The following is a 21,880-nucleotide window of genomic DNA, read 5'->3' on the forward strand; positions in this document are numbered from 1 at the left end:
ATTCTAGGGGGCCGCTTCGGAGCTTGAACAGTTCCAAATTGGAACTTATTATCCGGCCGAAAAGGTCATGGACCCGGCGCGCTCCTGCCAGGATCGGACAAACCAGCACTACGGACGGGTCCCATATCAGCGCCCGCGTAGTAAGTTCCGATTCGGAACTGTAGAAACGTCGAGCATGAGAGGGAAAGGCCGATACGACGGGGTTCCGTGTGCCGCCCGCGCGTCGTCCTTGCAGCACAGCGTCAGGCAGTCCCGAAAGAACGAAGCCCGCACGGCTGGGGTGCGCCCCAGGTTGCGCCGGCAACGACAACAACGAGGAACACACCGTGACTACGCCGTCCCCGCAATGGAAGAAGACCGCCTGTATCCTCTGCAGCCTCAACTGCGGGCTGGAAGTGCAGACCGAGAATGGCCGCATCAGCAAGATCCGCGGCGATGACGACCACCCCGCCTCGCAGGGCTACGTCTGCGAGAAATCGCAGCGCATGGACTACTACCAGAACGGCGCCGACCGCCTGGACACGCCGATGCGCCGGCGCCCCGACGGCAGCTACGAAGCCATCGACTGGGACACGGCGATCCGCGAGGTGGCGGAGAAATTCCTCGCCATCAAGCGTAGGCATGGCGGCGAAAGCATCCTCTACTACGGCGGCGGCGCGCAGGGCAACCACCTCGGCGGCGCCTACGGCGACAGCACGCTGAAGGCCCTCGGGGTGAAGTACCGCTCCAACGCCCTGGCCCAGGAAAAGACCGGCGAGTTCTGGGTCCAGGGCAAGATGTTCGGTACCGGCGTGCACGGCGACTTCGAGCATTGCGAGGTGGCCATCCTGATCGGCAAGAATCCCTGGCAATCCCATGGTTTCGCCCGCGCCCGCGTGCTGCTCAACGCCATGGCCAAGGACCCCGCGCGCTCGATCATCGTGATCGACCCGCGCCTGAGCGAAACCGCCGCCCTGGCCGACTTCCACCTGCAGATCCGTCCGGGCACCGACGCCTGGTGCCTGGCGGCGCTGGTCGGGATCATCGTCCAGGACGGGCTGCTGGCGCGCGACTGGCTGGCCGAGCACACCAGCGGCTACGAGCACATCGTCGACGAACTGAACGCCATCCCGGTGGCCTACTGCGCCGAGACCTGCGGGGTGGCGGAAGACAAGCTGCGCGCCGCCGCCCGGCGGATCGCCAGCGCCAGCAGCGTATCGGCGCTGGAAGACCTGGGCATGCAGATGAACCTGCACTCGACCCTCGGCAGCTACCTGCAACGCCTGGTCTGGTTGCTCACCGGCCATTACGGGCGCCCCGGCACCAGCAACGCCTTCGTGCCCTTCCTCTCGCTGTCCAAGGCCAGCAAAGGCGATACCTCGATGGGCAAGAAGGGCGCGCCACGCGTCGAGAAGCGCAGCCCGGTGGCCAATGCCAAGATCATCATCGGCCTGATTCCCTGCAACGTGATTCCAGAGGAAATCCTCACCGACCATCCCAAGCGCTACCGCGCCATGCTGGTGGAGACCGGCAACCCGCTGCATTCGCTGGCCGATAGCCAGCGCATGCGCGAAGCCATGCGCGCCCTGGAGCTGTCGGTGGTGATCGACGTGGCCATGACCGAGACCGCGCGCCACGCCGACTATGTGTTGCCGGCGGCGAGCCAGTTCGAAAAAGCCGAGGCGACCTTCTTCAACCTGGAATTCCCGCGCAACGCCTTCCATCTGCGCGCGCCGCTGTTCCCGGCGCGCCCCGGCACCCTGCCGGAAGCGGAGATCCACGCCCGCCTGCTGGAAGCCATGGGGGTGCTCGGCGAGAAAGACTACCGGCCGTTGCGCCTGGCCCTGAAGCTCGGGCGCAAGGCGTTCTCGGCGGCTTTCCTCGCCGCCGCGGCGACCCGCCCCAAGGTCATGAAATACGCGCCGGTCCTGCTCTACCGTACCCTCGGCCCGACCCTGCCCGCCGGCATGGAAGCGGCCGCGGCGATCTGGGGCATCTGCCAACTGCACGTGCTGAACAACCGCAAGACCGCTGCCCGCGCCGGCTTCGACGGGTTGCCGCCGCTGGCCGCCGACCGCCTGTTCCAGGCCATGCTCGACAACCCGTCCGGGGTGGTCTTCGCCGAAACCACCTACGCCGAAAGCTGGCAGGCCGTCGCCCGTCCCGAACAGCGGATCAACCTGCACATTCCCGAACTGTTGCCGGAACTGGCCAAGCTCGCCCACAGCGCGCCACCCCACGATCCGGCCTACCCGTTCATCCTGGCCGCCGGCGAGCGACGCAGCGACACCAGCAATACCGCCGTGCGCGACACCGGCTGGCACCGCCGCGGGCGCTACGGCACCCTGCGCATCAGCCCGCAGGACGCCGAGGCGCTGGGCTGCGCCGACGGCGAGGTGCTGCGCGTGGTGACCCGCCGCGGCGACGTCGAGGCGGAAGTGGAGATCAGCGACATGATGCAGCCGGGCAATATTTCCCTGCCCAACGGCCAGGGCCTGGACTACCGCAACGCCGAGGGCGAGGTGGTGCGCCGGGGCGTGGCGCCCAACGAGGTGACCGACTGCACCCAGCGCGACTTCCTCGCCGGCACGCCCTGGCACAAGTACGTGCCGGCGCGCCTGGAACGGCTGGCGACGCCCGCCGCTACGAACGCCTGAGCCAGGGAGGACGATCATGACCTTCGTCGTGCTGGAAGAATGCATCCGCTGCAAACACACCGACTGCGTGGAAGTCTGTCCCGTGGACTGCTTCTACGAAGGCCCCAACTTCCTCGTCATCCACCCCGATGAATGCATCGACTGCGCGCTCTGCGAGCCGGAATGCCCGGTCGCCGCGATTCGCGCCGAGGACGAGGTGCCGCTCGGGCAACGGCAGTTCATCGCCCTCAATGGCGAACTCGCCGCGCATCCCAACTGGACGCAGATCACCCGCAAGAAGCCGGCGCCCGACGACCACGACGCCTGGTTCGGCCTGCCGGGCAAGCTGGCCGAACTCGACCGCAACGGCGCCTGAGGCGCTGACGGTGCTCAGGCTTCGGCGCGCGAACGCATGAGCCGCCGGTAACGGCGGGTCTGCAGGAGCGCGCCGGCCTGCTGCGCGAGCAACGCGCACAGCGGCGACACCCGTGGGTTGGTCGCCCTGCCCCGGCTCAGCTTGCGCAACTGGAACTTCACCGCGGCCATGTTCGCCAGCGAGGCCAGGGGTTTGTTCTTCCAGGTTATCGGCCGCAACTGCGGCGCCGAGTCCTTGCCGGCGCGCCAGTCGCGCGGCAGGTTCGGCTCGATGGCCAGCGCCGTGCCGATGCCGACCATGTCCACCCCGCTAGCCAGCACCTGCTCGGCCACCGGCCGCCGGCGGATGCCGCCCGTGACCATTACCGGCATCCGCGCCGCCGCGCGGATGTCGCGGGCGAACTCGACGAAGTAGGCCTCGCGGGCCAGGGTCCGCCCGTCGCGCGCTTCGCCCTGCATGGCCGGCGCCTCGTAGCTGCCGCCCGACAGCTCGACCAGGTCGATGCCCAGGCCATCGAGCATCCGTACCACCTCGCGGGCATCGTCGGCGCTGAAGCCGCCGCGCTGGAAATCGGCGGAATTCAGCTTCACCGCCACCGCGAAGCCAGGGGCAACCTCGGCGCGCACCGCCCGGACGATCTCCAGCAGCAGGCGCGCGCGATTCTCCAGGGAGCCGCCCCAGGCGTCGCTGCGGCGGTTGCTCAGCGGCGAGAGGAACTGGCTGAGCAGGTAACCGTGGGCGGCATGGATCTCCACCCCGCTGAAGCCGGCCCGCTCGGCCAGGACGGCGCTGCGGGCGAACCGCTGGATCACCTCGGCGATCATCGCCTCGTCCATCGCCTTCGGCGTAGCGAAGTGCCTGGACATCCCGCCCAGTTCCAGCGGCACCGCCGAGGGCGCCCAGGCCTGCTGGCCGAGATTGGCCTGCATCTGCCGGCCGGGATGGTTGATCTGCAACCAGAACTGCGCGCCGGCGGAACGCCCGATGCGCGCCCAGCGGCGGAACTTCTCCAGTTGCGCGTCGTCTTCCAGGACCACCCCGCCGGGGCCGGTCATGGCACGGCTGTCGACCATCACGTTACCGCTGATCAGCAGCCCGGCGCCGCCGTCAGCCCAGGCCTGGTAGAGGCGCATCAGGCGTTCGGAGGGGGCCTGCGCGGCATCGGCCATGTTCTCCTCCATGGCGGCCTTGGCGAGGCGATTGGGAATGGTCGAGCCGTTGGGAAGCGTCAGCGTATCGAACAGGTTCATGGGCCTACCTCATGAGGACAGTGGCCCGACGATAAGATTGAAGTCGACTTCAAGGTCAACGCTTTTTTGCCGCGCCGCCCGGGCCCCGACCAGGTGCCGGGAGCGCGCCCCGGCACCCGGCGCGCTCAGCCGCGGATGAAGGCCAGCAGGTCGGCGTTGATCACCTCGGCCTGGGTGGTCGGCATGCCGTGCGGGAACCCCGGATAGGTCTTCAGCGTGCCGTTGCGCAGCAGCTTCGCCGAGAGTACACCGGAATTCTCGTAGGGCACGATCTGGTCGTCGTCGCCATGCATCACCAGCACCGGGATGTCGATGCGCTTCAGGTCATCGCTGAAGTCGGTCTGGGAAAAGGCCACGATCCCGTCGTAGTGGGCCTTGGCGCCGCCCATCATGCCCTGCCGCCACCAGTTGCGGACGATCCCTTCCGAGGGCTGCGCCCCGGGACGGTTGTAGCCATAGAACGGGCCGGCGGGAATGTCCTGGTAGAACTGCGCGCGATTGGCCGCGAGCTGCGCCTGGAGATCGTCGAAGACGCTCTTCGGCAGGCCGCCCGGATTGCCCTCGGTCTTCACCATCAGCGGCGGTACCGCGCTGATGATCGCCGCCTTCGGCACCGGGTCGTCGGGATAGCGGGCGATGTAGTGGACGACCTCGCCGCCGCCGGTGGAATGGCCGACATGGATCGCCCCGCGCACCCCGAGGCGCTCGACCACCGCCGCCACGTCGGCGGCGTAGTGGTCCATGTCATGGCCGTCCCAGACCTGGCTGGAGCGACCATGGCCACGGCGGTCGTGGGCCACTACGCGAAAGCCCTCGGCGAGGAAGAACAGCATCTGCGCATCCCAGTCGTCGGAACTCAGTGGCCAGCCATGATGGAAGTAGATCACCTGGGCGTCGCGCGGCCCCCAGTCCTTGTAGAAGAGTTCGACGCCATCCTTCGTTGTCACGTAACCCATGTCGCTTCTCCCGATCGGTGTGGATGCAGGCAACGGCGCCACCCTGCGGCCGCCGTCCCCTGTGTAGAGTAGAAAGCCGCCTGCGTTGCGCCGCCTGGACGAGGAAAACGCGACCGGCGGTAGCGCCCATGCGGCCTGGCGAACCCGTCGATGGAGGCGAGTTCGTCGCCCGGCCGTGAAACCACCCTAGGCTTGAAGTAGGCTTGAAGGTCAACGCGTTTCGAGGTGCGACATGAAAATCGGCGAACTGGCCAAGCTCACCGGCCTGGCGACATCGCGCATCCGCTTCTACGAGGCCAGCGGCCTGATCCGCTCGCAGCGCAAGGCCAACGGCTACCGCGACTATGCGGCAGACACCGTGTGGATCCTGGAGCTGGTCACCGGCGCCCAGGGCGCCGGCTTCTCCCTGGAGGAGATCGCTCGCCTGCTGCCGAGCGGCGACGGCGCCTGGCAGCACGGCGAGCTGCTCGAAGGCTTGCGCCGCAAGGTGGCCGAGATCGAGGCCCTGCAACGACGCCTGGAACAGAACAAGGCACAATTGCTGGTGGCCATCGAAAGCATCGAGAACAAGCCGGACGGCCTGCAGTGCACGGAAAACACCCAGCGCGTGCTGGAGCGCCTGCGCGAGGAAGGCCCTCCCCAGACGGTCGGGCGTCCACGGCAAACCCGCTCGCGGGGGTCCTCTCCCACGCCGGCGGAGCAGCGGCTTTCCGACGCTTGACCTTGAAGTCGACTTGAATCTTAGAGTGACGCCAACCCTCCCGGACAGCCTGCCGAAACCGGCTGCCGACGGGATCACTCACCGAGGAAGGTCAACGCAATGACCAAGCGCATCCTGCACGTCGTCACCAACGTCGCCCACTATGCCGATCCGACCCAGCCCACCGGGCTGTGGCTGTCGGAGTTGACCCATGCCTACGAGATCTTCGCCGCCCGGGGCTACCAGCAACGCCTGGTCAGCCCCCGCGGCGGCGAGTCGCCGCTGGAGCCGCGCGCCCTCGGCTGGCCCCACGCCGACGCCAGCGCCAAGGCCTGGCTGGCCGACGAGGCGCGCCTGGCGCTGCTGGCCGACACCGCCGCCCCCGAACAGGTCGACGCGGAGGCGTTCGACGCCATCTATTTCACCGGCGGCCACGGCGTGATGTGGGACTTCCCCGACGACGCCGGGCTGCAGCGCCTGACCCGCGAGATCTACCAGCGCGGCGGCATCGTCTCGTCGGTCTGCCACGGCTATTGCGGCCTGCTCAACACACGCCTGGACGATGGCCGCCTGCTGGTCGCCGGGCGCCGCCTGACCGGCTACTCCTGGATCGAGGAAGTGCTCGCCGGGGTCGCCCGCAAGGTGCCGTACAACGTCGAGGAAGAAATGAAACGACGCGGCGCGCTCTACGAAAGAAGCCTGCTGCCGTTCACCAGCAAGGTGGTGGTCGACGGCCGCCTGGTCACCGGGCAGAACCCGCAGTCGGCCAAGGCCACGGCCGAGCAGGTGGCCGCCCTGCTCGGCTGAACGCGGCGCGTCAGTCCTGCGCGCGCCTCATCTGGAAGTCGTGGCGCCGCTTGCCGATGAAGAACGACATCTGCATCGTGCCGTCGGCCAGGGGCCGCAGGATCGTCGCAGTGCTGGTCGTGTGGTAGGGGTCGAACTCGTCGAAGGGCGACCTGACAGGAATGGAGCCGCCATCGACGCCTTGCGGGCTGCGCGACGCGGCGGCCTACGCCAGCGGCTTGAGCATGAGGAAGTTGCGCACGCTGTAGTAACCCTGCGAATCCTGCCAGTCGAGAGCGGCCAGGTTCTGCATGCCGGCCTCCCACGGCTGGTTGTCGAACAGCGCCTCCACCGTGCGCTGGTTGCCGAAGGCACAGAAGAAATGCCGGAACCAGTGCAGGCGCGCGTCCAGCGGCTCGGCGCGAATCGCCCGCTCGATGCTCGGGAACAGCCCGGCCGGCAGCGGCGGCGCCTTGCCCTCGGCGCCGCGCAGGCCGAGGTTGCCGATATGCACCTCGAAACGCCGCTCGCCGATCTCCCAGGTCTCCACCATCACCTGGTCCTCCTCGGCCTGGCCCCAGAGCGCGGAAAGCAGCACGTGGAAAGAGTTGGAGGCGAAGTTACGCAACGCGTCCTGCAAGCCGTCCTCGCCGCTGCCGATGCCGGCGAAGGCTTCCTGCAACTGGCGCTCGTCCTCCAGCAGCACGTCGACATCCAGCCGCCCGGTCTTCTCCCCCGCATACCAGGTGGCGCGGATCGCCGGTAGCCGCCCGGCTGGCGCCACCCATTCGCCGTGCACGACGCACTCGATCCGGTGGGATTCGAACAGAGCAGCCAGATGCTGCGAGACGGAGACCGCTTCCATGGGTTGTCCTTGCATGGTCGAGGGCGCGCCGCCGAGGCGCTGCCCGGAAAGCCCGGCGAGGCCGGGCGAAACGCGGCATAGGGTAGCGCAGATCGGAATCCTCGGCGCCGCCAGCTTCGCCACGCTGGCGCAGCGACAGCCAAGAGCCCTCCTGCCGTCGCTGCTGCGAGCGGGGCCTCGTCCACCTGGCTGGTCTGGCGCAGGCGTGGGACAGGACGGGCCGAAGCCCCCTCCCAGGCCCTGGCCGAGAACTCGGGTGCATAGGCAGGGAAACGCATCGGTAACGATGAGCCGGACGTAGTGCGCAGGAACCCGGAAGGAAATGCGACATCAGATTTTCCTGTTTGGCAACGTCCGCGGCTGCTTCATGTGTTGGCCGAACAAGAATGACCATCGGCAAGCCCGCGACGTTGTTCTGCGTCTGTCCTTCAGACCGACTCGACGGTGACCCAGTAACGCGTCAGGTAGCGCACGCGCACGGGCAGCGACTTGCCCAGGTTCTGCAGGACCGCGTCGATCCGGTCCAGGCGGTAGGCGCCGGAAAGGCGCAGCTCCGCCACCTCGGCGGCGCAGCGCAACACCCCGGCGCGATAGCGGGACAGCTCGGCGATGAACTCGCCCAGCGGCCAGTCCACCACCGTCAGCACGCCCTGCGTCCAACTGCCTTCGCCTTCGCGCAAGGGCGTCGACGAGTAGCCGCGTCGCTCGTCGAAGAGAGCCTGCTGGCCGGCTGGCAGGCGCATCGGCCGGGTCGGCGTTTGCAACGGGCGTAGCTCCACTGCATGGCTGAGGACACAAACGCGCGTGCGCGGCCCCTCGCAACGCACGCTGAAACGGGTTCCCAGCGCGCGCACGCTGCCTTGTGCGGTGTGCACGAGGAACGGGCGAGCGCTCTGCGCGCTTTCCACGAGGATCTCGCCCCGCCACAGGTACGCCTGGCGCAGGCTTTCGTCGTAGGCCAGGTCCAGCGCGGTGGCGCTGCTCAGGTCGACCCGGGTACCGTCCGCCAGGCGCAGTTGGCGGCGTTCGCCGACGCCCGTGCGCTCCCCGGCGAGGAGCGCACGGTAAGACAGGCCGCCGCTCGCCAGCCAGCCGCTACCCGCGGCGCAGGCCAGCAGGGCGAGCGTCTTGAGCAGCGCTCGGCGCCGCGCACGCACGCCTGCCAGCGTGTGCAGGGAGGTCTCCACCGGCAGCACCGCCCATTGGCCCTGCAAGCGCTCGATACGCTCCCAGGCCCGACGGTGTCGCGGGTCGGCCTCCAGCCATTCGCGCCAGGCCTGGCGCTCGCCATCGTTCGGCGGTTCCGCGCCGAAGCGCACGTACCAGGTGGCGGCGGCCTCCAGCACCTCGATCTCCAGTTCCATGGTCAGTCCTTGCAGAGCAACAGGCAGCGGGTCATGGCGCGAACCATGTGGTTCTCCACGGTGGTCATCGAGACGCCCAGGCGCTCGCCGGCCGACCTGTAGGTAAGCCCTTCGAGCTGTACCGCGAGGAACACCTGGCGGGTACGCTCGCCCATGCCGTCGAGGGCGAGGTCGATGGCAGTCAGGGTCTCCAGGATCGACAGTCGCGTTTGCGCTGGAATGTCCAGCGGCTCCGGCCGCGCGGCCAGGCTGTCCAGATAGGCCTGCTCGGTGGCGCAGCGGCGGAAGCTGTCGCTCATCAGCGCCCGGACGCTCGCGCTCAGATAGCAGCGCGGTTCGCGGAGGGCCTCGGCGCTACGCGAGGCGAACACGCGCACGAAGGTGCCGTGGGCGAAATCGGCGGCATCCTGGGCATTGCCCAGGCACAGGCGAAGCCATTGCCGGAGCCGGCTTCCATGCTCGACGCGGGGTTTGCCTATCGAGGCCGTCGGGCACGCTGGCCGTTCTTCTTGCGGTGGATGGGGGCTGGCGGGAGGGAGCATGGCAGTTCACGACACTTATGATAATGAGTCTCATTCTATTTACGCCCGAAGCGGAACTGCAACTGCGCATGCGATCGCCCGGCAGCGCCACCGTTCGGCGCCCAGCACGGCTCGAAACGCCCGCAGGTCTAGACTTCCACGGTCGCCCCCGCCCATGGAGACCCAGCCATGATCAGCAAGAACACCATCTGCCTCTGGTACGACAGTGCCGCCCTGGAGGCCGCGACCTTCTACGCCGAGACATTTCCTGACAGCGCCGTGCTGGCTGTCCATCGTGCGCCCGGCGACTACCCTTCCGGCAAGGAGGGTGACGTGCTGACGGTGGAGTTCCGGGTGATGGGCATTCCCTGCCTCGGCCTCAACGGCGGGCCGGCCTTCCGCCACAGCGAAGCGTTCTCCTTCCAGGTCGCCACCGACGACCAGGCCGAGACCGACCGCCTGTGGAACGCCATCGTCGACAATGGCGGCGAGGAAAGCGCCTGCGGCTGGTGCCGCGACAAATGGGGCATCTCCTGGCAGATCACCCCGCGCGTTCTCAGCGAAGCCATCGCCAGCCCCGACCGCGCGGCGGCCAGGCGCGCCTTCGAGGCGATGATGACGATGGGCAGGATCGATATCGCCACCATAGAGAAGGCCTTCAAGGGCTGAGCGCCCCAACGCCTTGCAGAGGAGTACCGAAATGGATCGATTCACCGGCGGCTGCCTCTGCGGCAAGGTCCGCCTGGTGGCGAGCGGCCAGCCCTATCGGGTCGGCCTCTGCCACTGCCTCGACTGCCGCAAGCACCACGGCGCGTTGTTCCACGCTTCGGCGATCTTCCCCGAGGAGGCGGTGAGCATCGAGGGCGAGACCCGCGACTACGCCGGGCGTTTCTTCTGTCCGCAGTGCGGCTCGTCGGTGTTCTCGCGCAGCGCCGACGAGATCGAGGTCAGCCTCGGCGCCCTCGACGCTCCCGACCAGTTCCAGCCCACCTACGAACTCTGGACCATCCGCCGCGAGGGCTGGTTGCCGGCGTTTCCGCTGGCACGGCACTATGAAAGGGATCGCGAAGGCGACGGCCGTAGCGAAGAGTGACGTTATTCCGCCAGGAGAAGGGAGGCAGCATGGACGAACTGTTCGAAGAGCACCTGGAGATCGCCAAGGCGCTGTTCGCCCAGCGCTTGCCGTACTGGTGCGATGTCTTTCTGCGCCCGGCCGACCGGGCTTTCAACGCCTACCTGAATGCCCGCGGCCAGGCCTCCACCTACCTGGTGCTCGAAGGCTTCGATCCGGTCTATATTCCTCGCGGCTGCGACCTCGACGCCGTGCGCGCGACCGCCAGGGCCAGGGCGCGACTGAGAGAAGCGGGGCTGGGCGAAGACGCGCTGCCCGTACTGCTCTGAGCGCCGGCCGCCAGTATCGCGGAAGCATCTGCTGGCAATTCCTCCCACCGCACTGTCCGCCAACGGAAGGCTACATGAACGCCCACCCCTACCTGCTCCGTCTCGCCGCCGGCCTGGCGCTGCTCCTGCCGGCCGCCTGCACGTCCCCTGCCCCGCCAGCACCGAACCTGACCGCGCTGTTCGCCGACGCCCTGCACTGCCGCGGCGACTTCCCCGACGCCCGCGACCGCGCAACCGCCGAGCGCCTGCGCGCCGAGGGCGTCGAAGTGCTGGATCGCGCGCCCGGCGAGACCCTCGACCTGCTCTACCGCTTCGCCACCCCGCTGCGCATCGACGGCAGCCTGGTGAACGCGGTGCGGGTACGCGGCGACAGCGGCGTGCTGGTGATGGCCTACGCCGAGGGCGACCTCGAAGACTTCGCCCGGCGCCAGGGCGCGACGCCGCACCCGGCGGAACGCGCCGCGCTGGATGGTTTCGGCGAGCTGGAGGTGCTCTACAGCCGGCCGCTGTCGCCGCGTCCCGGCCTCGACGAAAGCCCGCCGCGCCTGGTGATCGGGCGCGGGATCGAGGCGGCGGCGCAGGCGTTCCGCTGGGGCTGCCGGAGCTACGACGGTTGAGCAGGCGCTCCGCCAAGCCTGGCACCCGGAACTCGTAGCGGTTTTCGTCGCCTCCGGCGAGGTCAGGGTTGGAGACATGGCCCTCGGGGCAATATGCTGTGGCCACGACACACGCTGTGAGCGACTATCGATGCCAGGGACTGCACTGTTCGAAAAGCCACGCTGGTTGCGCGACCTCCTGCGCTTCCTGCCCCTCAAGAGCCAATTCGTCCTCTCCGGGAACATCCGCGACCTGCAAGCCTGCGAAGTGGTGCCGGGTACGGTCACCGCGCAGAGCTTCAACCAGACCCTCTGCGACGCCCTGCTGGACGCCGGCTACGCCCAGGTGCTGGCCTGGGATCCGCTGGCCGGGTTCCGCGTGCTCGGCCGGCCGGGCAGCGAGGCGGGGGCCACTCCGCAGGTGCTTCTCGACCTCGGCCTGACCCCGGTGGACGGCGCCGCGCCGGCCGGCATCGACCTGCTCGGCGCGACCCTGCAACGCCTGGTCAACCGTAGCGGCGAGCCGATCGCCCTGATCGTCGACTTCGCCTCGCGCCTGGCGGTGCGCAACGACGCCCTGAGCGCCGCCGAGCATCAGTTGTTCACCCAGGCCCTGGTGCTCTCCCACCAGGCCCGCAGCCGTCCCGCCGGGGAACAGCGCAAACCGTTCTTCAACAGCGTGCTGTGGGTGGTGGAAAAGGAAGGCGACCTGCCCGACTGGCTGCTGGTGGACAACCCGCGCCTGCGCCATATCCCGGTGTCGAAGCCCGACCAGGCGGCGCGCCGGGCCCTGGCCCCGGCGCTGCTCCGCGGGCTCGGCGGCGCGGGCGTCGCCGAGGAGGCCCTGCAACAGGCCGCCGCTACCTTCGTCGAGAACACCGAAGGCCTGCTGCTCCTCGATCTCAACGCCATCGTCCAGCTGGCGCGCGTGGAAGGCCTGGCCATGGAACGCATCGCCGACGCCGTGCGCCGCTACAAGGTCGGCGTCACCGAAGACCCCTGGCTGAAGATCGACCGCCAGCGCATCCGCCAGGCCGACGAGATCGTCCGCCGCCGGGTCAAGGGCCAGCAGCACGCGGTGACCCACATGCTGGACATCGTCAAGCGCGCGATGACCGGGGTCGGCGCCAGCCGCAAGGGCAACCGCCCGCGCGGCGTGGCCTTCCTCGCCGGGCCCACCGGGGTCGGCAAGACCGAGCTGGCGAAGACCGTCACCAGCCTGCTGTTCGGCGACGAGAGCGCCTACATCCGCTTCGACATGTCCGAGTTCAGCGCCGAGCATGCCGACCAGCGCCTGATCGGCGCGCCGCCCGGCTACGTCGGCTACGACGTCGGCGGCGAACTGACCAACGCGATCCGCGAAAAACCCTTCAGCGTGGTGCTCTTCGACGAGATCGAGAAAGCCCACCCCCGGATCCTCGACAAGTTCCTGCAGATCCTCGACGACGGCGTGCTCACCTCCGGGCGCGGCGATCGCGTGTACTTCTCCGAGGCGCTGATCGTGTTCACCTCGAACCTGGGCATCTACCGCCAGGGGGAGAACGGCGAACGGGTCGCCAACGTGCTCCCCGGCGAGCCCTTCGAGGCGGTGCAGGGCAAGGTCCACGGCGAGATCGAGCGCTACTTCAAGCTGGTTCTCAACCGCCCGGAAATCCTCAACCGGATCGGCGAGAACATCATCGTCTTCGACTTCATCCGCGCCGACGTCGCCGAGCAGATCTTCACCCAGATGGTCGACGGCACCTTCGCCGACCTCCGCGAGCAGCGCCTCGTCATCGAACTGGCCGAGGCGCCGCGCCAGGCGCTGCACGACCTCTGCCTGGGCGACCTGTCCAACGGCGGCCGCGGCATCCGCAACCAGCTCGAAGCGCGCCTGCTCAACCCGTTGTCGCGGGCGCTGTTCGACCAGGACGCGCAGCCGGGCGAGCGCTTCCTGATCAGCGCCCTGGACGCCGACGGCCTGACCCTGGAACGCCGCTGAGATGGAACTGAGCCTGTCGCGGGTGCATTTCCCGGTGACCACCCTGGGCCCGGGACGGCGCCTGGGCATCTGGTTCCAGGGCTGTAGCATCCGCTGCCCCGGCTGCATCTCCGCCGATACCTGGGGGCCGGGCAGGCGGCGCATCGCCCTGGCACGCCTGCTCGCCGACATCCAGCCATGGCTAGAGCAGGCCGAGGGCATCACCGTCTCCGGCGGCGAACCCTTCGAGCAGTTCGCTGCCCTCCTCGCCCTGCTCGGCGAACTGCGCCAGCGCAGCCGCGCCGACATCCTGGTCTACAGCGGCTACCCGCTGGAGCATCTGCACGCGCAACTGGAACAGGCCGCCGGGCTGATCGACGCGCTGATCAGCGACCCCTACCAACAGCACGCCGAACAGAGCCTGGCCCTGCGCGGCAGCGACAACCAGCGCCTGAGCCTGCTCACCGAACTCGGCCGCGCGCGCCTCGGCGGCTACCAGCGGCCACTGCGCGAAGACGACAAGGCCCTCGACCTGATGTTCGACCACGACGGCAGCGTGTGGATGGCCGGCATCCCGCGCCGCGACGACCTGCTGCGGCTGCAGGACCTGCTGCGCGAACAGGGCCACCAACTTAGCGTCAGCGCCCACCGGCCGCGCTGAATGGATCGATACCGATGATACGTTTCTGCCCCAACTGCCAGAGCGAACGCTCGCTTTCGGAAATCTTCTGCGAAGGCTCGATCCAGGGCCAGCCCTGCGGCTGGGACCTTTCCGCCGAAGCCATCCATCCCGTCGGCTGGCGACCACAGCCGGTGCTGACCCAGGAGGCCATCGCGCCGCCCGCCAGCGAGCCGCCAGCGGCGTCCGCCCCGCTCTGCGCCAACGGCCACCCGCTGCAACCCGGCGACCTGATGTGCCTGGAGTGCGGCGCTGCGCCGGCCGAAGGCCCGCTGCCGATGCAGGCCGAGGCCACGCCGCAGCCCGCCGTCACGGAAACCCTGATCGACGGCTGGCGCCTGCTGCGGCAGATCGCCAGCAGCGACGGCGTGCGCGAGCGCTACCTGGCCGAACATGCGGAAAGCGCCCGCCAGGCGGTGCTCACCCTGTATCGCCCGGGCGCCGAGCCGGACCCGGCGATCTACGACGTGATCCGCCGCCTGCCGCGCGAACACGTGCCGGAAATCCTCGCCACCGGCCGCTGGGACGAGCGCGCCTACGAAGTGGTCGAGGAACTCACCGGCGGCAGCCTCGCCGACCTCGGCACCGTGCTGGAGGACCGCGAGGCGGTGCGCCACGTGGTCCGCGAGCTGGGCCACGCCCTGCACGTGTTCAACGAGGCCGGCCTGCGCCACCGCGACCTGCGCCCGGCCAGCCTGCTGGTGCGCAGCCACGAGCCGCTGGACCTGGTGATCAGCGGCTTCGGCTCGGCGCGCCTGTCGGAATTCGACCTGGATATCGTCTCGCCGCTGGAGACCAGCCGCTACATGGCCCCCGAGGCGATCGCCGGCGGCGTGGCGGCGGCTTCCGACTGGTGGAGCCTGGGCATGATCCTGCTGGAGCAGTTGACCCGCGGCGCCTGCTTCGAAGGGGTCAACGCCAACGCCTTCCTGATCCACGTGCTGGCCAACGGCGTGGCGCTGCCCGACGACCTCGACCCGCAGTTGCACCTGCTGCTGCGCGGCCTGCTTGCACGCGACCGCCACCAGCGCTGGCAGTGGCCGCAGGTACAGGCCTGGCTGAACGGCGAGGCGGTGGACGCGCCGGCCTCGGCGGACAGCGAAAAGGACGACGCCGAAGGCGCCAGCATCGCCCTCGGCGCCCGGCGCTTCCGCAAGCCGACGGTCTTCGCCCTGGCCGCGGCCCAGGCCGAGCACTGGGCGGAGGCCCTCGACCACCTGCTGCGCGGGGCGATCGTCACCTGGGCCGAGCACATCGGCCTGTCGCCCAGGGTGCTCGCCGGCCTGCGCCAGGTGGCCCAGCACGAGGGGCTGGAGGACGACTTCCGGCTGATGCTGGCGCTCAAGCTGCTGAACCCGGAAATCCCGCTGATCCAGCGCGGCGAGATCGTCACCCCCGGCTGGCTGCTGGAGCATCCGCTGGAGGGCTACCGGCTGATCAGCGGCTCGGTGCCCGACCTGCTCGAACAGTTGCACACCGAAAGCTGGCTGTCGCGGCTCAAGACCCGCGCCGAGAACGTCCGCCAGCGCGCCCTGCACCAGCACATCGAACTCGCCGAAGAACAGTTGCGCATCTACCTGCTGTCGACCTCGCGGGCGCGCCTCGCCGCGCAGTGGCAGGAGCGCCAGCGCCTCCTGCCGGACACCGAGCACCCCGGCCTGCTGGCCCTGGCCGAGCGCCGGGTGATCGCCGAGGAAGACCTGATCGTCCTGCTCAGTGCCAACATCGGCCAGTTCCGTGCCGCCGAGGCGATCGTCGAGGAAGCCGCCGGCCTGGCCCGCGACGCCGATGTGCACCTGTTCGACGCGGAGACCGCGCGCGGCCTGTTGCAGCACTCGCGGCAGGAGCTGTACCGCCGCGTCGACGAACGCATCAGCGGCTTCGCCCGCAGCGGCGTGCCCAGGGTCGACGAATGGGCCGAGCAGTTCCGCCTGGAGCGGCGCATGCCGTTGGCGAGGGTCCTGGTGCTGCTGGCGATCCCGCCGGAACAGTGGCTGGAACCGCAGAAGCAGCAGTACGTGTCGCAGATCCTCGATTTCTTCGAGAAGAAAGTGGTCGCCGCAGTGATGCGCGGGCCGCTGGTGCGCATGAGCATCGGCAAGAGCACTCCACGCATCGACCTCAACGAACTGGATAGCGCGCGACGCCCCGCCGCCGCTCTGCTCGACCACCTGCTGCAACGCAACGCCCGCGCGGTGAGCCTCGACCCGGACAGCTTCCTCGCCAACCCGCAACTTGAAGTGCGGCTCAACGCGCTGTCCCGGCAAAGCTCGCTGTACAAGCGTGACACCGGCATCGACGGCCTCTACCTGGGCTTCCCCTTCCTGCTCAACCGCGACCCGCGCGGCACCACCCGCACGCGCATCGTGCCGCTGCTGCTGTGGCCGCTGAAGCTGCAGCTGGAAGTCGGCAGCCGTGGCCAGGTGGCGCTGGCCTTCGACGGCGAGCGCGAGGAAGTGCGCCTCAACCCGGCCCTGGAAAGCCTGCTCGGCCCCGAGCCGTGCAAGCGCTGGCGCAAGGTCGCCGACGAACTGCTCGGCCGCTCCGCGCTGCGCGCCGCCGATGTGATGGATGCCCTCGGCCTGCTCGCCACGCCGCGTGCTAGGGTGCTGGAAGGATTGCCACCGAGTTCCACCGAGGTCACGCCCTACCAGGACCAACTGGCCTGCGCCGCGGTGCTGTTCCACGTCACCTTCATGGGCCAGGCGATCGGCGAGGACCTGCGCCAGCTGAAGAGCCTGCCGCCCTCCGGCACTGGCCTGGAGACCGCGCTGCGCCTGCGCGAGAACGGCGAGCCGGAAGCCCGCGAGAGCCCGCCGGAGTTGCAGCGCTACTTCACCGTGGCCAGCGACCCGTCCCAGGAGGCCGCCGTGTTGCAGGCCCGGCAGAGCCCGGGGCTGCTGGTGGAAGGCCCGCCCGGTACCGGCAAGAGCCAGACCATCGTCAACATGGTCGCCGACGCCATCGGCCGCCAGCGCAGCCTGCTGATCGTCTGCCAGAAGCACGCCGCCCTGGAAGTGGTGCACAAGCGCCTGGTGGCCGAGGGCCTGGGCCAGCGCATCGTCATGCTCAACGACGTCAACCGCGACCGCGAACCGGTGATCCGCAACATCCGCGAGCAGCTCGAAGCGCTGTTCGCCGACGCCGGCGGCGCCCAGGGCTGGGAGCGCCAGCGCGAGCGCCTGGCGGCGCGTATCGAGGCGCTGGAAGGCGAACTGGACCGCTACCACCAGAGCCTGCACCGCGTGGACGAGGCCACCGGGCTGAGCTACCGGCGCCTGCTCGGCGAACTGATCGAGCTGGAGAAAGGCTCGCCGCCGCTGGACTTCCCGGCCCTGCGCCAGCGCCTGGCGGCGCTCGACATCGGCAGCCTGGCGCGCCTGGAGGAAAACTGCGCGCCGCTGGTCCGCCTCTGGCTACCGGCCCACTATGAAGGCAGCCCGCTGGCGCAACTGCGCGCCTTCGCCACCGACCAGGCCACCCTGCAAGCCTTCGCCGACAGCCTGCGCGCCTTCGGCGAAGCGGAGAACGCCCGGCAGAAAGCCCTCGACGAACACCCGGCGAGCTTCGAGGTCGACGACCCGACGCCCTACCGCGCCTGGCTGGCAAGCCAGGTCGGTACCCTGCTGAATTTGCGCGAGGAGCAACGCCAGCGCCTGGCCCACTGGCTGCCGCTGTTCCGCGACGCCGCGCCAGGACAGCCGAGCCGTGGCGACGGCCTGTTGGCGGAGGCCGAGCAGATCGAACGGCAACTGCGCCAGCTCGACCTCGAACGGCACGCGCCGCTGCTGTCTCCTGCCCTCGCCATGCTCGAAGAGAACAACCTCGAACGCTTCCAGGCCCACGCCCGCCAGGTGCTCGAGGCACGCACCTGGCTGGCCCGGCTCAACCCGCTGTGCCTGCTGCGGCGCGGCCGCCTGCGGCGCTTCCTGCGCGAGCACGGCGAGGCCGACGACGACAGCCGCCTGGCCGCCCTCCTCGGCGCCTGCGACCTGGAGCGCCAGTGGCGGCCGCTGCGCCGGCAACTGGCGGCGCTGCAACAGAGCCTGGGGCTGGCGACAGTCGCCACCGATGCCGGTCCGGAACTGACCGGCCTGGCCGGCAGCGCCAGCCAGCAACTGCGCGAGATCCAGACCCTGGCTCGCAGCCTGGCCCAAGCGCCGCGCGCCGAGCAGCTCGACGCGGTGATCCTCACCGGCGAGAAACAGCGCTTCGAAGCGCTGCTCGGCGACCTCGACGCCGCGCTGATCCGCCAGGCCGCACGCCAGCTCAGCCTGGACAAACTGAAGGTGCTCGCCGACTGGCTCGGCGACGAACTGCTGGAACAGCTGCACCGCGCCATCGCCGGCAACCAGAGCAACCTGCCGGCCCTCGGCCGCCTGCGCGAGGCGCTGCCGCAACTGGTCGCCTACCAGCGCTTCCGTGGCCGCGCCGGCCAGCTCGAAGCCACCGACTTGGAATTCCTGGCCCTGCTGCGCCAGCGCCAGGAACAACTCGACGCGATTCCCGCCGAAGCACTCGAAGCCACGGTGCGCCGCATGCTCAATCGCGAAGCACGGCTGGGCTGGAAGCAGCGCCTGGAACAAGACAATCCGGAACTGCTGTTCAGCCAGGACGAAGCCAGGGCCAGGGTCGCCAGCCTCGCCGAAGCCGACGTGCAGATGCGCGCGCTGAACCGCGAACTGCTCGGCAAGGGCATCGACGCCGCGCGCCTGGGCAGCCGCAAGCAGTGGGAAGACGTCACCCGCCTGACCGGCAAGCGCTCGCGGCGCCTGCGCGAGTTCATCGAGCTGGGCGCCGAACTCGGCCTGATGAGCCTGCGCCCGGTCTGGCTGATGAACCCCGACCTGGCCAGCCGCGTGCTGCCGCTCAAGGCCGGGCTGTTCGACATGGTGATCTACGACGAAGCCTCGCAGATGCCGGTGGAGTTCGCCCTGCCGACCCTTTATCGCGGGCGGGTCACGGTGGTCAGCGGCGACGAGAAGCAGATGCCGCCGACCGCGTTCTTCTCCAGCCGCGTGGAAAGCGACGAGGCCGAGCTGTTCGACGGCGAAGCGCCCGACGAGGACGCCGACGAGGAGCAGCGCGAAGCCTACGAGGACACCTGGAACCGCCGCGAGATCAAGGACTGCCCGGACCTCCTGCAACTGGCGCGCAACGCCCTGCCCAGCACCACCTTGCAGATCCACTACCGCTCGGCCTACCGCGAGCTGATCGGCTTTTCCAACGCCTCGTTCTACGGCAACCGCCTGAGCGTGCCGGTACGCCATCCGCAGGCCAACATACTGCGCATCAAGCCGCTGGAGCTGATCCAGGTGAACGGCCTGTACCAGAACCAGAGCAACGAGCGCGAGGCCGAGCGAGTCGTCGACTACCTCGCCGAACTCTGGCGCCAACCCTACGCGGCGCGGCCGTCGGTGGGCGTGGTCACCTTCAACCGCAAGCAAGCCGACCTCATCGAGGAGCGCCTGGAACTGCGTGCCGAGCAGGACGAGGCGTTCCGCGCCGCCTACAGCGAGGAGCGCGAGCGCAGCGAAGACGGCGAGGACATGGGCGTGTTCGTGAAGAACGTGGAGAACGTGCAGGGCGACGAGCGCGACGTGATCGTCTTCTCCTCCACCTTCGGCCGCAACGGCCAGGGCAGCTTCCGGCGCAACTTCGGCGTGCTCGGGCAGACCGGCGGCGAGCGCCGCCTCAACGTGGCGGTGACCCGCGCGCGGCGCAAGGTGGTGATGATCACCTCGATGCCGATCGGCGACATCTCCGACATGCTCGGCACCCAGCGCTCGCCGAGCAGCCCGCGCGACTACCTGCAAGGCTACCTGGAATACGCCCGCGCACTGTCCGCCGGCGAGTTCGCCGGTACCGGCCAACTGCTCGAGCGCCTGCACACCGACCGCAGCGACCAACGCCGCCAGCACTACCAGCGGCACGACGGCTTCAGCGAGATCGTCGGCGAGTACATTCGCTCGCTGGGCTGGTCCGCCGCGCCCGCCAGCGAAGGCGACGCCTTCGGCCTCGACTTCGCCATCGAGAACCCGGCCACCGGCCTCTACGCCATCGGCATCGAATGCGACGCCCCCTGCCACCCGCTGCTGGAACGCGCCCGCGCCCGGGAAATCTGGCGACCCTCGGTGCTGCGACGGGCGATCCCGCACCTCCACCGGGTTTCCTCCCAGGGCTGGTACCACGACGGCGACAACGAACGCGCACGGCTGCGCGCCGCCATCGAGAAGGCCCTGGCGCCCAGCGCGGAAACCCATCCCACGGCAGCAGCGGAGGCCTCCCAATGAGCGGACCGAAAGTCGTACGAATCGTCACCCGGGAAGAAGCCATCGCCACCTGCGAGCGCGACCTGCAACGCCTGGACAAGGCCCTCGCGCGCTGGGAAAACCAGGCCAGCCGGCTCGCCCAGCTCAGCGACGCCGAGCGCGCCGCCGCCCACGCCCGCCGCGCCAGCCTGCACGCCCTGCTCGAACAGGAACGCTGGCTGGACGTGCAACTACAGGTGAAGATCGAAAGCGAATTCCTCAAGCGCGACCTCACCGAACGCGAAGAGCGCGCCATCCGCCAGGCCGCGGAAACGCGCCAGCAACACCGCCGCCTCCAGGAAAACGCCAGCGTCCTGCTCCAGGCCCTCGACGCCAGGCCCGATGCCGTCGGCGCGGCACTCCGGCAAACCCTGCAAGCGCTGGCCGACGGCGCCCTCCGCGACGACGCGGAAGCCCTGCTCGCCCAGGGCTTCGCCGCCCTCCCCAGCGCTCCCGCCGAGGAACGCCTCAGCGAAGCCCAGCGCGAACTCGCCCAGCGCCTGAAGACCGACGAAGCGCCCATCACCCTGGAACAGTGGCGCGCCCGCCAGCAACAGGACGCCCCGCGCGAACAGCGCCTGGCGCGCATCGACCGGCACATCGCCGAACTGCAACTGCTGCAAGGCGACGCCAGCGCCCAAGCGTTCCTCGAGCGACTGGCCCGCGCCGAAGCCGAACAGCGGCCGGAGCGCCGCAACCTGCTGCTCGACAGCCTGGTCCTCGACCTCGCCCAGGCCGCCCGCGAACACCAGCAGCAACGCCAGCGACTGGAACACCTGCAAGACCTCGCCAGCGAAGTCGCCGCCCTGGGCGCCGCCGAACACGCCGAACTGCTCCAGCGCGCCGCCGCCTGCCAGCCCGACAGCGATCCGCAGCAACTCGCCGAACTCACCGAGCGATGCAACGCCATCCTCACCGCCCACCTCCAGCAACAGGCCGCCCTCGCCCGCCGCCAGGCCGTGCTCCAGGGCCTCGCCAGCCTCGGCTACGAAGTCCGCGAAGGCATGGCCACCGCCTGGGCGCAGACCGGCAGGGTCGTCCTGCGCAAACCCGCCACCCCCGGCTACGGCCTGGAAGTCGGCGGCAAGGCCGACAACGGCCGCCTGCAACTGCGCGCCGTCGCCCTCAACGCCAACCGCGACAGCCAGCGCGACCGCGACATCGAAACCCTCTGGTGCGGCGAGTTCCAACGCCTCCAGGCCCTGCTCGCCGCCCAGGGCGGCGAACTCAGCGTGGAACGCGCGCTGGGGGTGGGGGAAGTGGCGTTGAAGGAGATTGGCGAGGAGCAGCAGCGGGAGATGGGGGTGGTGCGGCAGAGGGGGTTGTGAAGCTCGTGTAGTGAAAGGGTCAATGCCTTCTAGGCAGTGGAGCCAATGTCTCTTTGTTTATAGTAGGTGGGGTAGCGTAGTGTCCTACTGAACCCGGACACTACTGCACGTCGCTGACGTAACGATTTATAACGAAAGAGAACCCGTGAGCCTGCGGGATTAGCAGGCGCTT

The 21,880-nt window shown here is 69.2% G+C and carries 17 protein-coding genes; 12 read left to right on the forward strand and 5 right to left on the reverse strand.

What is annotated here, in order from left to right:
- Nucleotides 1–326: 326 nt before the first annotated feature.
- Together VQ065_RS19385 and fdxA are read left to right on the forward strand one after the other, a co-directional pair.
- A complete protein-coding gene (locus VQ065_RS19385) occupies nt 327–2,636 on the forward strand; it encodes a molybdopterin oxidoreductase family protein (RefSeq protein WP_003090579.1) in 2,310 nt (769 codons plus the stop codon).
- A gap of 16 nt (nt 2,637–2,652) precedes the next feature.
- Nucleotides 2,653–2,991, forward strand: coding sequence for a ferredoxin FdxA (gene fdxA, locus VQ065_RS19390; RefSeq protein ID WP_003090580.1), 339 nt, complete (start codon nt 2,653–2,655; stop codon nt 2,989–2,991).
- Nucleotides 2,992–3,005: 14 nt separating this feature from the next.
- Here fdxA and VQ065_RS19395 read toward each other — a convergent pair whose 3' ends face one another.
- Together VQ065_RS19395 and VQ065_RS19400 are read right to left on the reverse strand one after the other, a co-directional pair.
- Entirely contained in the window at nt 3,006–4,241 is a 1,236-nt protein-coding gene (locus VQ065_RS19395) for an NADH:flavin oxidoreductase/NADH oxidase family protein (RefSeq protein ID WP_003090582.1), read from the reverse strand.
- A gap of 125 nt (nt 4,242–4,366) precedes the next feature.
- Entirely contained in the window at nt 4,367–5,197 is an 831-nt protein-coding gene (locus VQ065_RS19400) for an alpha/beta fold hydrolase (protein ID WP_003090584.1), read from the reverse strand.
- 232 nt (nt 5,198–5,429) lie between these two features.
- Here VQ065_RS19400 and VQ065_RS19405 point away from each other — a divergent pair, with 232 nt between their 5' ends.
- On the forward strand, nt 5,430–5,918 hold the full coding sequence (locus tag VQ065_RS19405; protein ID WP_003090587.1) for a MerR family transcriptional regulator: 489 nt from the start codon (nt 5,430–5,432) through the stop codon (nt 5,916–5,918).
- A gap of 99 nt (nt 5,919–6,017) precedes the next feature.
- Nucleotides 6,018–6,704, forward strand: a complete 687-nt coding sequence (locus tag VQ065_RS19410) for a type 1 glutamine amidotransferase domain-containing protein (protein ID WP_003131041.1) — start codon at nt 6,018–6,020, stop codon at nt 6,702–6,704.
- A gap of 205 nt (nt 6,705–6,909) precedes the next feature.
- On the opposite strand, the gene VQ065_RS19415 is transcribed toward VQ065_RS19410, so the two are convergent.
- The 3 genes from VQ065_RS19415 to VQ065_RS19425 all read right to left on the reverse strand — a co-directional run bounded on the left by VQ065_RS19415 (nt 6,910) and on the right by VQ065_RS19425 (nt 9,454).
- Nucleotides 6,910–7,548, reverse strand: a complete 639-nt coding sequence (locus VQ065_RS19415; RefSeq protein ID WP_003090593.1) for a DUF6348 family protein — start codon at nt 7,546–7,548, stop codon at nt 6,910–6,912.
- Nucleotides 7,549–7,976: 428 nt separating this feature from the next.
- On the reverse strand, nt 7,977–8,912 hold the full coding sequence (locus VQ065_RS19420) for a FecR domain-containing protein (protein ID WP_003090595.1): 936 nt from the start codon (nt 8,910–8,912) through the stop codon (nt 7,977–7,979).
- A 2-nt stretch (nt 8,913–8,914) separates the two neighbouring features.
- Entirely contained in the window at nt 8,915–9,454 is a 540-nt protein-coding gene (locus tag VQ065_RS19425; RefSeq protein WP_003131039.1) for a sigma-70 family RNA polymerase sigma factor, read from the reverse strand.
- Between the two features lie 168 nt (nt 9,455–9,622).
- Here VQ065_RS19425 and VQ065_RS19430 point away from each other — a divergent pair, with 168 nt between their 5' ends.
- The 8 genes from VQ065_RS19430 (at nt 9,623) to VQ065_RS19465 (ending at nt 21,708) form a co-directional block, all read left to right on the forward strand.
- Nucleotides 9,623–10,102, forward strand: coding sequence for a VOC family protein (locus VQ065_RS19430; RefSeq protein WP_003090600.1), 480 nt, complete (start codon nt 9,623–9,625; stop codon nt 10,100–10,102).
- 31 nt (nt 10,103–10,133) lie between these two features.
- A complete protein-coding gene (locus VQ065_RS19435; protein ID WP_003090602.1) occupies nt 10,134–10,526 on the forward strand; it encodes a GFA family protein in 393 nt (130 codons plus the stop codon).
- A 29-nt stretch (nt 10,527–10,555) separates the two neighbouring features.
- A complete protein-coding gene (locus VQ065_RS19440) occupies nt 10,556–10,834 on the forward strand; it encodes a hypothetical protein (RefSeq protein WP_003090604.1) in 279 nt (92 codons plus the stop codon).
- A 74-nt stretch (nt 10,835–10,908) separates the two neighbouring features.
- Nucleotides 10,909–11,451, forward strand: a complete 543-nt coding sequence (locus tag VQ065_RS19445; protein WP_003090607.1) for a hypothetical protein — start codon at nt 10,909–10,911, stop codon at nt 11,449–11,451.
- A 76-nt stretch (nt 11,452–11,527) separates the two neighbouring features.
- Complete coding sequence (locus VQ065_RS19450) at nt 11,528–13,411, forward strand: AAA family ATPase (protein WP_004350147.1); 1,884 nt, start codon at nt 11,528–11,530, stop codon at nt 13,409–13,411.
- A 1-nt stretch (nt 13,412) separates the two neighbouring features.
- Nucleotides 13,413–14,051 carry a 4Fe-4S single cluster domain-containing protein gene (locus VQ065_RS19455; RefSeq protein ID WP_003090610.1) on the forward strand — a complete coding sequence of 213 codons (639 nt, stop codon included), beginning with the start codon at nt 13,413–13,415 and terminating at the stop codon, nt 14,049–14,051.
- A 14-nt stretch (nt 14,052–14,065) separates the two neighbouring features.
- Nucleotides 14,066–20,362, forward strand: a complete 6,297-nt coding sequence (locus VQ065_RS19460) for an AAA domain-containing protein (protein WP_023098564.1) — start codon at nt 14,066–14,068, stop codon at nt 20,360–20,362.
- Nucleotides 20,359–21,708, forward strand: a complete 1,350-nt coding sequence (locus VQ065_RS19465) for a hypothetical protein (RefSeq protein WP_003090617.1) — start codon at nt 20,359–20,361, stop codon at nt 21,706–21,708. Before VQ065_RS19460 ends, VQ065_RS19465 begins: the two co-directional genes overlap by 4 nt.
- Nucleotides 21,709–21,880: the final 172 nt, after the last annotated feature.

The organism is Pseudomonas sp. KBN10P06128 (genome assembly GCF_037574945.1).
Classification (GTDB): domain Bacteria; phylum Pseudomonadota; class Gammaproteobacteria; order Pseudomonadales; family Pseudomonadaceae; genus Pseudomonas; species Pseudomonas aeruginosa.

What these genes read in the sequence shown, in the direction of transcription:
- VQ065_RS19435 (WP_003090602.1), top strand. Translation starts at nt 10,134, where the DNA reads ATGGATCGATTCACCGGCGGCTGCCTCTGCGGCAAGGTCCGCCTGGTG.
- VQ065_RS19430 (WP_003090600.1), top strand. Translation starts at nt 9,623, where the DNA reads ATGATCAGCAAGAACACCATCTGCCTCTGGTACGACAGTGCCGCCCTG.
- fdxA (WP_003090580.1), top strand. Translation starts at nt 2,653, where the DNA reads ATGACCTTCGTCGTGCTGGAAGAATGCATCCGCTGCAAACACACCGAC.
- VQ065_RS19450 (WP_004350147.1), top strand. Translation starts at nt 11,528, where the DNA reads ATGGCCCTCGGGGCAATATGCTGTGGCCACGACACACGCTGTGAGCGA.
- VQ065_RS19410 (WP_003131041.1), top strand. Translation starts at nt 6,018, where the DNA reads ATGACCAAGCGCATCCTGCACGTCGTCACCAACGTCGCCCACTATGCC.
- VQ065_RS19420 (WP_003090595.1), bottom strand. Translation starts at nt 8,912, where the DNA reads ATGGAACTGGAGATCGAGGTGCTGGAGGCCGCCGCCACCTGGTACGTG.
- VQ065_RS19425 (WP_003131039.1), bottom strand. Translation starts at nt 9,454, where the DNA reads ATGCTCCCTCCCGCCAGCCCCCATCCACCGCAAGAAGAACGGCCAGCG.
- VQ065_RS19445 (WP_003090607.1), top strand. Translation starts at nt 10,909, where the DNA reads ATGAACGCCCACCCCTACCTGCTCCGTCTCGCCGCCGGCCTGGCGCTG.
- VQ065_RS19415 (WP_003090593.1), bottom strand. Translation starts at nt 7,548, where the DNA reads ATGGAAGCGGTCTCCGTCTCGCAGCATCTGGCTGCTCTGTTCGAATCC.
- VQ065_RS19455 (WP_003090610.1), top strand. Translation starts at nt 13,413, where the DNA reads ATGGAACTGAGCCTGTCGCGGGTGCATTTCCCGGTGACCACCCTGGGC.
- VQ065_RS19465 (WP_003090617.1), top strand. Translation starts at nt 20,359, where the DNA reads ATGAGCGGACCGAAAGTCGTACGAATCGTCACCCGGGAAGAAGCCATC.
- VQ065_RS19400 (WP_003090584.1), bottom strand. Translation starts at nt 5,197, where the DNA reads ATGGGTTACGTGACAACGAAGGATGGCGTCGAACTCTTCTACAAGGAC.
- VQ065_RS19460 (WP_023098564.1), top strand. Translation starts at nt 14,066, where the DNA reads ATGATACGTTTCTGCCCCAACTGCCAGAGCGAACGCTCGCTTTCGGAA.
- VQ065_RS19440 (WP_003090604.1), top strand. Translation starts at nt 10,556, where the DNA reads ATGGACGAACTGTTCGAAGAGCACCTGGAGATCGCCAAGGCGCTGTTC.
- VQ065_RS19405 (WP_003090587.1), top strand. Translation starts at nt 5,430, where the DNA reads ATGAAAATCGGCGAACTGGCCAAGCTCACCGGCCTGGCGACATCGCGC.
- VQ065_RS19395 (WP_003090582.1), bottom strand. Translation starts at nt 4,241, where the DNA reads ATGAACCTGTTCGATACGCTGACGCTTCCCAACGGCTCGACCATTCCC.